Below are 14,222 nucleotides of genomic sequence, written 5' to 3'. Positions count from 1 at the left end.
AGTTGGTATCGGGTTGTGCTATGCAACCCTCTCCCGAGGCTGGCCGATTGGCCAGCCTCGCTTCGTTGTAGGTATTTGCTGGGAAACCGCTCAGCCTAAGAGCGAAAAAGGGGGTTGTTGCTAGTCCTTTTGCACGTATCCCGGCGCGCCAGGCGGTTTACCATGAGCAGTTGCCATCGTATACAACTGTCAAGGTGCCCCGGCCATGGCCAAGAAAAATGCTCGTCGACGTTACCCTTCTCCCGCACCAAAGGTTGGCAATGTCTTGCCGGCCGCTCAGCTAGATGCTTTCGATAGCGCTTATCGTGGGGGAGACTACCTCCGAGCCTTGGAAATGGCCGAAGCCTTGGTGCAACGCTACCCGCAGGCTGCCCAGGCCCATGAGCTACATGCAAACGTGCTGGGCCGGTTGGAGCGCTTTGCCGACGCCTGCGAGGCCATGGCCCAAGTGATCGACCAGCTGGCAACGCCCGGCGCCGCTCAACGGCTGAAACTGGCACAGTATCAAGTGCTGGCAGGGCAGGCCAAGCAGGCGACGGCAGCGCTGCATGAGATTCTTAAGGCAGAATCAGACCACTTGACCGCATTGGTATGGATGAGCCGAGCCTACCATCAACTGGGTGATAACCGCAGGGCGCTCGAGATAAATGATCGTGCTTTAGCATTAGACGCTTATCATGAAGAAACACTGCTATGGCGATCCCGCATACTTGAACAGCTTAAGCGACACGATGACGCTCTTGAGACCTTGAAGCGGTTACTTGAGATAAACCCAAAACATGTAGGGGTGAATAACCATATTGCGGCACTCTATGTCAAAGAAAGTGAATATGAAAAAGCCGAATTTCATTACAACAAAGAGCTGAAGTTAAATCCTTCCAATAGGAAGGTCCATTCAAATCTATTGGTAGCGGCACACTATAATCCTGCATACAGTGCTGTGGATCTTTACAACATGACGGTACAATGGGGTAAGCAAGTTGCCATGCTTGCCTCAGCTCGGGAAAGTACGCTTAAGAACCCTGCAAAAAAAATTCGTGTTGGACTGCTTTCCGGTGGATTCAGAGTGCATCCGGTAGGGCAGATGATACTTCCTGCACTGGAGAATTTACCTGCTGAGCAGTTCGAGTTGATTGCTTACAGTACAAACCAAGTAGTGGATAAGTTGACGCAGTGTTTTCAGAATGTCGTCCGCCGTTGGGAGGTGGTCGAAGGGCTGAGTGCAGAGCAACTGGAGAAGACGATTCGCAGTGATGGCATCGATATACTGATTGACATGAACGGTGCCGGTGAAGGCTCGCGCTACGATACCCTGACTCGTGAGCCAGCTCCGCTGATCGTCAAGTGGGTGGGAAGCTTGATCAGTACGACTGGGCTAAGCTGCTTCGATTATCTTTTGAGCGACAGCATCGAGACGCCTGAGGGAGTCGATGAACTCTATGTGGAGAAGCTGATTCGTCTTCCTGACGACTATATCTGTTACCATATTCCCGAGCATGCCCCTTCGTGCAATGGTCTTCCTGCGCTAAACAATGGCTACATCACGTTCGGTTGCCTGAATAACCCCGCCAAGCTATCTCCACCCATGCTGGCCGAATGGGCCAAGCTGCTGAAGGAAATCCCTGACAGCAAGCTGCTGCTTCGCGGGATTCAGTTCGAAAGCGCACGCTACCGCGACAAGTTGACTGGAATCTTTGCGGAACATGGCGTTGCCGTGGATCGGTTATTGATGGAAGGCCCGGCACAGCACCAGGAGTTCTTGGCCACTTATCAGCGTATCGATATCGCTCTGGATACCTGGCCCTATTCAGGTGGTTTGACCACATGTGAGGCCCTGATGATGGGGGTGCCTGTCGTAACCCGGGTCGGTCCCACCTTTGCTGGGCGTCATAGTGCAACCCATCTCGTCAATGCCGGGCTTTCCGAACTGGTAACAGATAGCTGGGAAGAGTTTCGTAAACGTGCCACGGAGTTGGCGGCTGACTTGCCCAATCTTGCCGTCATTCGTGCTGCCCTACGTACCATTCTGACGGATTCTCCCATTTGCGATGGTCCTCGCTTTGCCAGTCATCTGGCCACTGCGCTGCGCGCCATATGGCAGCGTCATTGCGAAGGCAAGCCGCCCGAGGCTTTGACCTTCAGTAAGAGTGGTGCAGCGCAGTTCGCTGATGAAAATGTCCCTGTGAAACTTTCCGTAGCGCTACCCAGCGGTATTTTTGACTGGCAGCTCGAAAGCCCGGTGCTTGCAGTTGATAATGGTGCGGTGCTGGCCGCCAGGGCAGATGCCCGCGAATTGCTTGGCAGCGGTCGTGTCGTTATTCTGAGTTTCGATCCTACCGGGAAGTTACCTACGGTGGACCATCTTGCTCAATATGGAGAAATACAGCACTTCCCCAGCACCAGTCTTGGTGATGGCCAGCCTGTCACGCTTTATACAGATGATGAATTAGAAGCCGCATCTATTAAAACTGATTCTAGGTCGTCCTGGTATCAAATTCCAACAGTTGCTCTTGATAGCATTGAGGGTCTTCCTAGTATTGATTTCTTGGCACTTGATGCTGGTCATGACAACTTGAAAATATTGGAGCATGCTACGAAAGCATTGGCCAATACACTAATCATCCAGGCTCGAATTTCTTTTCAGCCGATTCATAAGATGCAATTCAACCTGGCGAGATTTCTCGATTGGATGGAGAATCATGGATTCCGTTTGTATCGATTCAATGATATGAAACATATCAGTCATCTGCCCGAGAGTGTGCCAGAAGTGAAGCGGCAGGCTACCGAGTTGGGAAGTGCTGATGCATTGCTATTGCCCAGCCGCGAGCGTCTAATGACCTTGAACAATGAAAATAGAATGAAGCTTGCGTTTATCCTTAGTGAAATTTTCGGTGTACATGATTTTGCTTATAAATTAGTGTCTTCTGTTTGTACTGACCGTTCCTTGAAGTTGCTTGAGGATAAGGGTCTGTTGCCTTCTTTTTCTGATCAGTTGGTTAAAGGTAGTGATGAGAGAAAAAGCTTCTTGGGTGATGACGATAATTTATTTGATCTGTTAGGCCTTTAGTGGAGGGGGATATGTTTGCATACGAGAAATTTGATGTTTACAGCCGTATTGTTTCAAGTTTGGATTCTTCCTCTCGTTTGAATTACTCCCCTTTAATCCGAGAGGCGTTTTTATTCTGCTTGAAAGAGGTATTTTGTAAGCCTGTGGAAATGCCTGCAGGGGGCTTGTTGAGCTCGGGGGTATTGACTGATGTTTACCCAGAGAAAAAAAGAATCAAGAAGGTCGGTTATTTTGCAGATAGGATTTTTCTTGGTAGTATTCTGAGGAAATTCGAAGAAAAAGGTATAGCTACGACTCGAATTAATATTGCCGAGCCCCAGTACAGAAAGCTATTGAGTACTAAGCAAAAAGAGGAGATAGATTTCTTTGATTCTCGTTTGATTGAGTTCTATGGCGCAAGTATTCGCCGCGATCTTGAGAGTAGATTTTATTTTCTCAATGGTCTGATTGGTGAGTACTTTAAGCTTCTAGCCAAAATGAATGTCGATGCTGTGCTGCTAAGGTGTTATTATAGCCCCTATTATTTCCCTATTATTTTTGCTTGCAAAATGCTGGGCGTGACTGTTATAGATGTGCAGCACGGTATTAATGGTTTTAAGCACCCTGCATATTCTAAGTTTAAAGAATTAGAGCTTTCTAGTCCGTTGCTTCCGGATTTGTTTTGGACTTGGGGAGGTATGGCTACAAAAATGCTAGTAAAGGATAGTGATATTGAGGTAGGGGCAAGAGTAGTCGAAGGTGGGAATCCTGTTTGTCCGCATATTAAGTTTTCTAAAAATATTGGTAGATACATTCTTTATACCCATCAGCCTCAGTCGAAAGGAATTCCTGTGCCTTATGATGCTATAAAAAATGTGCATTCTTTAATAAAAGAAAAAGTAGTAATCAGGCCGCATCCACTCCATATTGATGAGGCGATCGAAATACAGTCGATGCTAAAAAAAATGAACATTAAGTCTAAGGTTGAGGATCCTGTCAAGATAGGAATTAATGAATCATTGCAGTCCGCGAGAGTGCATGTTACTTTCTCGTCCACCTGTGCTCTTGATGCGCTAAATTTCGGTATACCAACCGTCTACTGCTCGGACTATATCGGTGATGTTGAGAAAGAATTTTCTACTGGGCTGCTTATTAGGGATTCTGACGCATGCATGAATAATTTGATAAGGCGCCCTGATAAGGCTTTAAATTATAGCTTGGGAAGCGACCAGATGATTGAGAGTGCAATTACGAAATTGCTAACCGGGCGGTGAAGGCTAGATGTGCGCTGCGTACACTGTGTAAAGTGATGATATTCGCCTGACACATGCTCCCGTTGGCTCCCTATAGTTTAACAGTTCTTTTTTCCTTTTCTGGGCTTCTTTCGTTTTTAAGAGGCCCTTTCTTGAAAACGGATCCGGCACCTTATTAATTTCCAACTTGCTCCTTGGCTTCTGGTGTCTCTGAATTATAGAGCCATTTCGGTTTTTCCTTACCAAACTAGTTCAGAAAATTAAAACTGTAAGGCTAGCCTATTCATACTTATGCATCTCATGCAGCACCTAAAGAATAAGGTGCGCCTCTTTTTATTACACTAAAGTTTTCTTATCCGTTGCCGAAATTATAGCTATCATCTCTTCCGCAGAGCGGCCATGACAGTCATCAATACCAACATTTTATCGCTTAAGGGGCAGAGCCACCTTGCCCGCAGCCAGTCCCAGTTGGCGGTGTCCATGGAACGGCTCGCCTCAGGCCTACGCGTGAACAGCGCCAAGGACGATGCCGCCGGCCAGGCCATTGCCAACCGCATGGAGGCAGGCTTGCGCGCGGGCTCTATGCTGTCGCGAGGCATCAATGATGGGATTTCGCTTATGCAGACTGCCGAAGGTGGGCTCGACAGTATCAATGAGATCCTGCATCGCTCGCGTGAGCTGGCCGTTCAGGCAGCCAACGGAACGCTCTCGGAGGCTGATCGTGCCTCGATCGATGCCGAATACCAGCAGCTTGTCAAGGAGATCGACCGGATCGCGTTTGGCACCGAGGCGTTCGGCAAGACCCCGCTTGCGCCGGAGGAACCTCGACCGCTGCCAGTCAAGCTGGGAAACGCACCGCATATCACCGAGCTGCTCGAGCCGACTTTCAAGCGCTTCTCCTCCGGCATCGCGTCATTGGCCTACATTCCCCAGGGTGCCACTAACGTGATGCTGGAGATCGATTCGCTGAGTTTCGACGACGACATACAGATTTTCACGGTAGACGGGAAGCATCTCATCGGCACGCCAATCGAAGGGGATCATCCCGATTATGTCTGGCAGTACCGCAACGTCAGCGACGCCGCGACGGCCAACGACCGGCTGATAACGGTGGGTAACGGATTCAATGCAGATGCCTCCTACGATGCCGGCTTGCTGCAGGACAGTGCGGGGTCTCATGATCCGAATTCGCTGCCTATCCAACTGGATTACAACGGCATGCTCATCGCTTACAGCGGAGATGGCGATCGGCTGGCGCTGGATACAGCTGATGAAGACGGCACCGAGTTCAATGACGGTCGCTTGGCGGACAACATGCTGGAGCGGGTCACGTTGGACAGAGTCACCGAGAACCTGCTCGTTTTCGTTGCAGGGGAGGGGGCTTTCAATGCCCGGGCAACCTGGGACGAGATGCCCATCGAATACGAGGAGCCGGAACCGTTGATGAGCCCTGTCAGTAGGCCCACTGAGATAGCGGTCGGTGCTGGCTTCGGCCAAGGAATCGATAAGCTTACCGTTGGCCCTACCCCAGCCAATAGCCACTCACTGGGGCTCGAGGGGGTGGCGTTGGACCCGAGGGAGAAGGCCCTCGAGGCGATGCAGAAACTCCAGCAGGCGATGGGCCAGGTGGATGGCTATCGCAGCCATTACGGCGCACTGCACAATCGCTTCGAATCCGCCCTCGATAGCTTGGGGCATGAGCAGGTAAGCCTGGGAGCTGCCCGGTCTCGAATCGTCGATGCCGACTACGCCCAGGAGACCTCCGCCCTGGTCAAGGCGAAATTCCTCCAGCAGGCGGGTTCCGCGGTTCTGGTTCAGGCCAACCAGGCGCCGCGGGGCGTGATGTCGCTGCTGGCTTGAGCACGTGCTCTTAGGAGAGGTGGGTAGGATAATCCATAAATTTCTGACTGAGAGAGAAAGCATGGCGGGATTCGATCCGAGCCTATCGTCAAGGGAGCTTTTGGACGAACTTCTGCCGAAACTCCAGGCAACCGAGCAGTTTCTGAGCGAAACGCTCGGGGCCAAGCTTGAGTACAGTCTCGACCCCAGGGAAACGCGGCGGCTTCAGGAACTCAAGGACGAGTTCGAATTGGAGATCACCATGATCAATATGAACCTGGGGCACTTGCTGCGGCGCTACTCTGATCAGCTGGTCGATGCCATGGAAGAGCCGGAAGGGAAGGACGACACTCGGCTGGAGCTGGACGAGCACGAAGCCGTGGCTGTCGAGAGAATTCGTCGTCTCTACCAGCGCGCCCAAGAGCTGCAGACCGATCCTGCATAAGGCTACCACACTCGCCTGGCGTCACTCTCCCTGCCACGCCACCCGGTTGCGCCCGCGAGCCTTGGCCTCGTAGAGCCCGGTGTCAGCGCGCTTGATCGCCGGTTTCAGGGTCGATGCTTCCGGATTGACCCACGTGACCCCCATCGAGGCGGTATAGCGCAGCTGCCCCGAAGGCTCGACCTCTTCATCCACCGCTGCGGGTGAACTTTCCAGCGCCTGGCGAAGCCGCTCGGCGATCAGCAAGGCAGCCTCCTTGGGGGTGTCGGGCAACAGCACGGCAAACTCCTCACCGCCCATGCGGCACAACACGTCGCCCTCTCTCAACTGCTCCGCGGCCTTGCGGGCGAAGTCCTGCAGCACCAGGTCGCCTATGTCGTGGCCGTATTCGTCATTGATACGCTTGAAGTGGTCCAGGTCGATGACGATCAGGCTCAGGGGCGCGCCGCTGCGCCGGGCACGGGCCATCTCTAGGCTGGCCTGGTCCTTGAGGTAGCGCCGGTTGCCCAGCCCCGTCAGGGGGTCCGTCATGGCCTGGCGAGCCAGCGCTTCCTCCAACCGCTTGCGTTCGCTCAGGTCGAACACCATCGCGCGGGAGTGCACGAACCCCTGCCGTGTGTGATAGGCGGTGGCCTGGATGACCACGGGCAGGGTGTCGCCGCTTCGGGTGACCAGCTCGCACTCCGCCGAGCCCTCCCGCTGCGGCCCCAGCACCTCCCGAAATGCCGCTTCGAACGCCTCGCGGGTCTCGGGCGTGACGAAATCCCGATAGTCCCGCTTGCCGATCACCTCCTCTGCGGCGTAGCCCAGCCAGTTGAGTTCGGTACGGTTGATCTTGACCACGCGCCCGTCGGCGTCCAGCGAGTGATAGCCGCACGGCGCATTCTCGTAGAGGTCGCGCACCTCATGGGCATAGTCATGGGCCTGCTGGGAGAGCCGCTGCGCCTGTTGGCGCAGGGTCTGCTGGCGATGGTGGCTGATCGCCCAGTACACGCCGAAGGTGATGGAAAGCACATAGAGAAGCAGGGCGATCAGAACGGCCGTGGGTTGCTCTGCGAGCAGCGTAGCGAGAGCAGGTTGGGTCACCGTGATCCCCAGCCGCCACGGATAATAGCCCGGTGGGCCGGTGACCATCCCGGCCTGGCTATGATAGTGGTCAATGCGCGCATCGTAGGCGCGAAACAAGACTCGCTGATCGCCATCGTCCACTTCACCGCGATTGCGCTGCAAGAGCGCCTCCCAGATGAGCGGTGAATGTGCCGCAAAGCTGTCACCGAACGCGAGCGGCCCCTCCATCTCGGTCAGCAGCCAGGTTCCCCGTGCGTCGATCATGAAGGGGAGCGATTCCACTTCCATGGCAACGGTTCGCTGGATATCGGTGGCCAGATGATGCCAATCCAGGGTGAATCTCAGCACACCCTTGCGCTTGCCAAGCGTGTCGAAAACGGGCGTGGCGATAGTCAACTGGAAAGCGCCGGCCGTTTGACGGTTTTGAGCATGACTTGGCGCTGCGACGTAGACGTCCCGGGGCGCGAGCGCCATGGCTTCGAGAAAAAAAATGGCCTCGGCATGACGCTCGGGCTGGGCCGGTGCGTCGCCGACGTGTACCAGTTCCCGGCCGGCTGAATCTATCAGGCTTAACTGGGTGTAACGCGCGTAGTGTGGCAGCAGCGTTTCGAACAGCGCATGAAGGCGGGCTTCGGTGAGATGTGCCGTGGCCTCCTGCCGTGGGGATTGAACCGTTCCCACGCCAGCCAGGTAGCGCTGGATCAGCGGCATCTCTGCGGTCGCCAGCAGGTGGTTGATGCTGGCGTTGATCTCGCTCTGCAGCACTCGCAAACCGGCTTCGAGCTTGGCGTCGGCGGCCGAGACGGCGCCGTCGAGCCGGGCGCCGAGGTGGGCCTGGAGGATCGGGTACAGCGTGGCCGTCACCAGGATGACAGGTACGACGACGGCTGCGATCAAACGCCTGCAGAGGACTTTCAGCGTCATCAGGCGACCCTCCGAAAGTGACGAGCGAAGCTCGAGCCGGCGCATTCTAGGGTAAGCCGCCCTGAAAGGAAACGCTGTTTTTATGTGACAGCAGTGCCCGCCTGGCAGGTACTACCAGCGAGACGGACAAACGGGTAAGCCGTACCATCCGATTAAAGTTTCGACTTGCGGTGCCGTTAAGCCTCTTAGAATAAATCACGCGAGTCCTGCCAAGGTGCTGTTCGGTATGGATGGCTCGGAGCAGAAGGCTCGCGATGCTCTGAAGGGGTATTCACTCATGTCCGAGGTACGCCTGCATCATTTGAATTCCTGGTGTTCTTGGTGCGGAGAATTCAGTCGCCATACCTTGTTCAAGAAGCATGGCTCTGGCCGCGCCACCTTCCTGTGCTCCTCATGCAAACTACTGACGGCGCAGTGTCGCTACTGCGACAGCATGGCGCGCGCAGTGATTGGTGACGATGGGAAGGCAGGAGATGAGTGCCAGACCCAGGTGTGGCATGGCGAGCTGTGCGCAGAGCATGATGGCTCGATGCCGAACTTCACCAAGGCAACAGCCAAGATACTCGAACTGGGAGAGTTCAAGTATCTGATGCGGCCACGCAGGAAAAACCTCGTTGGCCTGGCCAATGGCAATGGACCCGGTGCCGGGGAGGCGAGCAGCTACCTGGCGGCGCCAGGCATTGCGGTGGCGCTGGGGGGCTCCTACTGGCGTGCCCGCCACGACGCTTCGCACGAAGACCTGCTCGCTTCGGCATCGTTGACCAAGGTAGGGAGCGGAGAGTTGGGTATCATTGCCGCCGCCGGAGCCGGGCTGGGTGGCAAGGCCGGTTATGGGCTGGCAAATGCCTATCTGAAGGACATCCCCGATTACCATTTTGTATTGAAGCGTACGTCACCCGAGGACCGTGGACATCGGGTCGTTATGGTCAATGGTCCCTTGTCCGAGGGGGATCTTGATGCCCATGACTGGTGCGATGGCCTGACGGAACACTACTGTGATGCTTCGCTCTGGTATTTGAATTGGGAAGCCAAAGCGCTGCGTAGGTTGGGTGGGCTGCTGACCAAAACCGCAGCTGGCGCACATACGAGCGATATCTTGTTCCGTGGGGAAAAGGGAGCGTTCAACCCTTGGCAATCCGCCATGCTGAACGCGGAGAAGGCGGGGGCGCTGCTGGCCGAGGCCATCAGCCGTACCGAGAATAGAACTTTCACTCTGATGGGACATTCGCTGGGAGCCAGGGTCATCTTCTTCGCTCTGCTGGCGTTGGCCAGTAAGGGGCCCGGGAGATATGTCCGGGATGCCATCCTGTTGGGCGGTGCCGTGGACAGCGCCAACGAGTTGGACTGGCGCACGGCTGCTGCCTCTACGGCGGCCGGTATACATAACTGCCACTCGGAACAGGACAGCGAGCTGCAGTGGCTGTGCCGTAAGGCGGATGCCGGTTTCGCTGCTCCGGCAGGCTTGGTGCCGGTACCCGACGCGGGAAGCGGCATCGTCAATTGCAACTTCAGCGATCTGGTTGAAAGGCACTGCGAATGGAAAGCCAATCTTGGCGGTGTAATGAACCGCCTCGCACGCCAGCGGCAGTCGCTTGCCCTTCGCGAGAGAGAGGTCAGTCAGGCGAAACCTTTTCCTGCAGAAGCGTTTCGCTGAAGTACCGGTGCCCGATGAGCTGATGCAAGTCGCGCTCGGCGATGGGTTTCGAAATGACGTACCCCTGGGCCATGTCACAGCCCAACCCGGCCAGCTCGCGAAGCGTGGCGGCATCTTCGACCCCTTCCGCCGTCACCTTGAGCCCCAGCTCATGCGCCAGGGCAATGGTCGAGGCGATAATGGTACGGTGCCGCCGGTTTTCCAGCATGTTGCTGATGAAGCTGCGATCCAGCTTGACCTCATCGACGGAAAACGCACTCAGGTAGGATAAGGAGGCGTAGCCGGTACCGAAGTCGTCAACGGCACAGCTGATGTTCTCGTCGTGAAGCTGCTCGATGACCTTCTGGGCGTGGCGCTGGTCGTGGATGACGCCTGTCTCGGTAATCTCGAGGCACAGCGCCTGTTTACGGTAGGCGAACGATCTCGTCTTGATGAAATCGATCAGCGTGGATCCTTCCATCAGGTCCCGGGATGAGATGTTGACGCTGAGGCTGAAATCCTCGTCATGCTCCTGGCATCGCTCGACGGCCTGTATCGCTTCTTCCATGACCCAGTAGGTCAGCCGTGTGATCAGCCCCGTCTCTTCCAGTAGCGGGATGAAATGGGCGGGCGACACGTTGCCCAACTGCGGATGCTGCCAACGGACCAGCGCTTCGGCTCCCCGGACATAACCGCTCGCCAGGTCGAGCTTGGGCTGGTAAAGCAGGTACATGTCGCGTGTGCCATGGCGACGGAAGTCTCGCAGCAGTATCAGGTCGTTGGGGTCGGGTTCCAGGTCAGGGCTGTAGATACGCCACGCCTGGCCGCTGCCGGCTGCCGCGGAGTAGGCCGTCATGGCGCGGCGCACCAGCTCTTCTGCCTCGGAGCCGTTGCATTCGTCCCGCTTGGTGCGCCCCTCGCAAATGCCCATGGCGACCTGCACGTCGATGCTGATCGTATCGACGACGAGGGAATCGTTCACCCGTTGCGCGAGATCGTCGTGTGAGAAGTCGTGCTGGCGCAGAATGGCGAAGACGCCCGAACCCAAGTGGCTGACCTGGGCAAAATCCAGCGATTCGAGATGCCTGGCGAAACTAATGAGCAGCAGCTCGTGGCCGAAGCGATAGCCGAACATGCTGGTGAGCTGTTCCAGGCTGAGCAAGCGCAGGAGAATTACCGTGGGCTCCCAGTTCGGCTGCTCCTGGAGTCGCCGGTCCAGGCTCTCGATGAACCTGGTGCGACTGGGAAGCCCGGTCAGGGTGTCATGCTCCGCCTGATAGCGCAGCTCTTCCTCGAGTCGGCTACGGGCCTTTAGTTCCTGGGACAGTAGGCGCGTGCGCAGGGATACCTGACGCTTCAGGTACCAGGAAAACATGAAGCCCAGCAGCGCCATGAAGAGCAGAACGGCAACTGCCCAGGCATAGGTGCGCAGGCTGTCGATGATGTTGGGCTTCCGCCACTCCAGCTCGGGTCGCCACTGCTGGTAGATGTCGTTGAAGGTACCGTCGGCCATGACCACGGCCAACTGGTGCTCCAGCCAGGCCAGCATGGCCGTATTCCCCTTGCGAACCCCGAACACGTAGGGCTGCGGCCAGAAAGGGGGGCTCGACTGGCGTACGTTCATTTCGGCGGCGTGGCGCATCGAGGTGAGGGAGGCCTCGATACAGGCCTCCGCCTGCCGGGCCTGCACCGCGCGCAGGCAGTCGTACTCGGTGGCGACCGGCACCAGCGGAATATCTGGGTGTTCTTCCGCCAGCCGTGCTTCGGCATGGCTGCCGGAGACCACGGCGGCTCGGTGCCCCTCCAGGGCCGCCAGGCTGCTGAAGTGCTCGCCGTCGTCGTGCGAAAAAATGCCGTGAAACAGGTAATAGAAGGGCTCGGTGAAATCGAGGAAAGGCGCACGTTCTTCGGCGGCGAACAGCGCAATGGCATCGGCCCTGCCGTCCTGGACTTCCTGCAGGGCGCTATCCCACTCCATCAGCCGATGTTCGGCGTCGATCCCGGCGTGGTGTGCCATGCTCTCCTGCAGATCAATGACGAAGCCTTTCGCCTGGCCGTGCCGGTCGAGCCACTGGAACGGCGGGTAGGTCGCGGAGCCGGCAAAGACCAACTGGTCATGCTCGGGCTCGCTCTGCCCCATGGTATCCCGCAGGGGGAAGACCAGCATCAGCAGGCCTGCCGCCAAGGCCAAGGCGATGTTCGCCTCGGCGTTTGCGAGCTGCATAGGTCCCCCCTTGGCAAAGCTTCTTACTTGGCGATCCGGACCCCGTAGTCAGCAGGATTGACCACTCCCTCGAGCTTTCCTATCTGCGCGAAGTCCTTGCTGGTCAAGACGCTGTCGATATTAGTGTCCTTGAAAGATAGATTCTTGATGACGTTGACTTTGGTGGGCATGCCCTTGGCATCGATATCCATGATCCAGGCCAGGAAGCTGCCGGAGAACTTGGCCAGGCTGCCGATCGGGTAGAGACCATATTGCTGGATGTATTCGACGAGGATGGTTTTGTCATAGGCTCCAGAGGCATCGTTGACCCAGCGGTAGGCATCGAGCGGCGCCCGCGGCGGAATGCCATTGCGCTCATGCGTCAGCTTGTTGATGGCCTTGAGCACGGAAACCAGCCTGGCCAGCTCCGAGAGCTGTTCACCTCGTTTGCCCGCCGGGTAGCCGGATCCATCGAGTCGCTCGTTGGCGTTGACCAGTACGTCGCGACAGGTCGGACTCGGCGACCAGCCCAATGCCTGCAGCTTTTCCTTGAGGGCGGCTACGTGCCCTTTCAGGATCTCTTTCTGGTAGGGCTTCATGTGGACCTTGAGGGACGGCAGCTCCTCGCTGACCAATAGCGGCTTGCCCATGCTGTGCAGCAGCGCACCCAGGACGGCCTCGCGCACATGAGGCGAATGGGGATCGCGCAGCAGCATCATGTCCGCCAACTGGCCGGCTACCTGGACGGCATGGCGTACCCAGTCCGGCTCGTTGCGCAGGAACGCCAGCGCATAGAGGAGCGCCTTGCGATCCTGCGCCACGAGATAGAGCAGGGTGTCGGCACAGTCATACAGGATCTCCTCGGGGAAGAGGTGGCGGGTCTTCATGTACATCAGCCCGATCTGGATCTGATGGGCGATTTCCATCACCCCCCGCTGGACGGGGGAGCGTTGCGCGTGCTTTTGGCGCTCCTGCTCTTCTCGTTGCAGAATCTTCTTCTCCTTGGCACCGGGAATGAAGAGGGGGGAGTGCGTGGCCACTGCGTCATTGGCTCCCGTTCGGTAGGCGGCTTCCCGCTCGGCTTCCGAGACATAGTGGAACAGGGCTTCGGACTGCGGTGTGGTCAGGTTGATGAACTGGAAACCCACGGCTGCATGGCCGTGGTTGCCGAAGGGGCGCATGTGGCGAATGCTTGCTTCGGCGAAGAAGCTCACCCCGCTGGGAAATTCCAGGGTGATGCCCGGCACGCTCTGCCCCACGGTAATGGCAATGCTGTCGGCTATGTCGATATCCACCATGCAGCCGCCGACGGAGAGGTTGCGCAGGCGCCCGGGGATGCTGAGTTCGTGGAGGTAGACTTCGACGCTGACGCGCGCTTGCATGCCCAGGATAAAGGGGATGCGGATCGCCCCGCGGCTATCCTGGACGAAGACGGATTCAGGCAGCTGGCATTCCAGCCGGTAGGTCGTGCTATCGGTCTTCAGGATCTTCGCCGACACGTTGCTGATGCTGTAGACCTCGCGCTCGCCGGCATCCGGGGCCTTCAGGGCCTCGATGTCGAAGCTCATGCCGCCACCGCTGGTGTACTGCTCGATGTCGGAGCCACTGTACTCCGCCTCCAACACCAGCTGGCCGGCCTCCAGGTCCAGCTCGGTGACCTGGGCCGGCAGCGCATAGGGGGCGTTCTTCGAATGCATCGAGAGCTGGTGCTTGTGCTGCAGCAGCGACCGGATCACCTGGGCGGAGGGATTGCCGGAGCGTGGGGCGGCGTTCATAGGTTACCTGCGGAGTCGATCATGTGCCGAGTAATGAAT

At 56.9% G+C, this 14,222-nt stretch carries 8 protein-coding genes; 5 read left to right on the top strand and 3 right to left on the bottom strand.

What is annotated here, in order from left to right:
• Positions 1-205: 205 nt before the first annotated feature.
• From I4484_RS12580 to I4484_RS12565, 4 genes are all read left to right on the top strand, one after another.
• Positions 206-3,067, top strand: a complete 2,862-nt coding sequence (locus I4484_RS12580) for a tetratricopeptide repeat protein (RefSeq protein ID WP_197447633.1) — start codon at positions 206-208, stop codon at positions 3,065-3,067.
• An 11-nt stretch (positions 3,068-3,078) separates the two neighbouring features.
• Positions 3,079-4,320: a hypothetical protein gene (locus tag I4484_RS12575; RefSeq protein WP_197447632.1), complete on the top strand. Its 1,242-nt coding sequence runs from the start codon at positions 3,079-3,081 to the stop codon at positions 4,318-4,320.
• Between the two features lie 378 nt (positions 4,321-4,698).
• Complete coding sequence (locus I4484_RS12570; protein ID WP_197447631.1) at positions 4,699-6,159, top strand: flagellin; 1,461 nt, start codon at positions 4,699-4,701, stop codon at positions 6,157-6,159.
• A 61-nt stretch (positions 6,160-6,220) separates the two neighbouring features.
• The gene (locus tag I4484_RS12565; protein ID WP_197447630.1) at positions 6,221-6,583 is read left to right on the top strand and encodes a hypothetical protein; all 363 of its coding nucleotides are present in this window, start codon (positions 6,221-6,223) and stop codon (positions 6,581-6,583) included.
• A gap of 21 nt (positions 6,584-6,604) precedes the next feature.
• Here I4484_RS12565 and I4484_RS12560 read toward each other — a convergent pair whose 3' ends face one another.
• Positions 6,605-8,572 carry a GGDEF domain-containing protein gene (locus I4484_RS12560; RefSeq protein WP_197447629.1) on the bottom strand — a complete coding sequence of 656 codons (1,968 nt, stop codon included), beginning with the start codon at positions 8,570-8,572 and terminating at the stop codon, positions 6,605-6,607.
• A 277-nt stretch (positions 8,573-8,849) separates the two neighbouring features.
• Between I4484_RS12560 and I4484_RS12555 the strand changes: the two genes are divergently transcribed.
• The gene (locus tag I4484_RS12555; RefSeq protein ID WP_197447628.1) at positions 8,850-10,226 is read left to right on the top strand and encodes a DUF726 domain-containing protein; all 1,377 of its coding nucleotides are present in this window, start codon (positions 8,850-8,852) and stop codon (positions 10,224-10,226) included.
• On the opposite strand, the gene I4484_RS12550 is transcribed toward I4484_RS12555, so the two are convergent.
• Positions 10,186-12,429, bottom strand: coding sequence for a bifunctional diguanylate cyclase/phosphodiesterase (locus I4484_RS12550; RefSeq protein WP_197447627.1), 2,244 nt, complete (start codon positions 12,427-12,429; stop codon positions 10,186-10,188). The genes I4484_RS12555 and I4484_RS12550 overlap by 41 nt on opposite strands.
• A 23-nt stretch (positions 12,430-12,452) precedes the next feature.
• The gene (locus I4484_RS12545) at positions 12,453-14,183 is read right to left on the bottom strand and encodes an HD domain-containing phosphohydrolase (RefSeq protein WP_197447626.1); all 1,731 of its coding nucleotides are present in this window, start codon (positions 14,181-14,183) and stop codon (positions 12,453-12,455) included.
• Positions 14,184-14,222 lie beyond the last annotated feature (39 nt).

Source organism: Halomonas sp. SS10-MC5 (assembly GCF_015992245.1).
Classification (GTDB): domain Bacteria; phylum Pseudomonadota; class Gammaproteobacteria; order Pseudomonadales; family Halomonadaceae; genus Halomonas; species Halomonas sulfidoxydans.
The sequence above is the reverse complement of the archived record's forward strand: the minus strand, read 5'-3'. Positions and strand labels throughout refer to the sequence as shown.

What these genes read in the sequence shown, in the direction of transcription:
- I4484_RS12570 (WP_197447631.1), top strand. Translation starts at nt 4,699, where the DNA reads ATGACAGTCATCAATACCAACATTTTATCGCTTAAGGGGCAGAGCCAC.
- I4484_RS12550 (WP_197447627.1), bottom strand. Translation starts at nt 12,429, where the DNA reads ATGCAGCTCGCAAACGCCGAGGCGAACATCGCCTTGGCCTTGGCGGCA.
- I4484_RS12560 (WP_197447629.1), bottom strand. Translation starts at nt 8,572, where the DNA reads ATGACGCTGAAAGTCCTCTGCAGGCGTTTGATCGCAGCCGTCGTCGTA.
- I4484_RS12555 (WP_197447628.1), top strand. Translation starts at nt 8,850, where the DNA reads ATGTCCGAGGTACGCCTGCATCATTTGAATTCCTGGTGTTCTTGGTGC.
- I4484_RS12545 (WP_197447626.1), bottom strand. Translation starts at nt 14,183, where the DNA reads ATGAACGCCGCCCCACGCTCCGGCAATCCCTCCGCCCAGGTGATCCGG.
- I4484_RS12580 (WP_197447633.1), top strand. Translation starts at nt 206, where the DNA reads ATGGCCAAGAAAAATGCTCGTCGACGTTACCCTTCTCCCGCACCAAAG.
- I4484_RS12575 (WP_197447632.1), top strand. Translation starts at nt 3,079, where the DNA reads ATGTTTGCATACGAGAAATTTGATGTTTACAGCCGTATTGTTTCAAGT.
- I4484_RS12565 (WP_197447630.1), top strand. Translation starts at nt 6,221, where the DNA reads ATGGCGGGATTCGATCCGAGCCTATCGTCAAGGGAGCTTTTGGACGAA.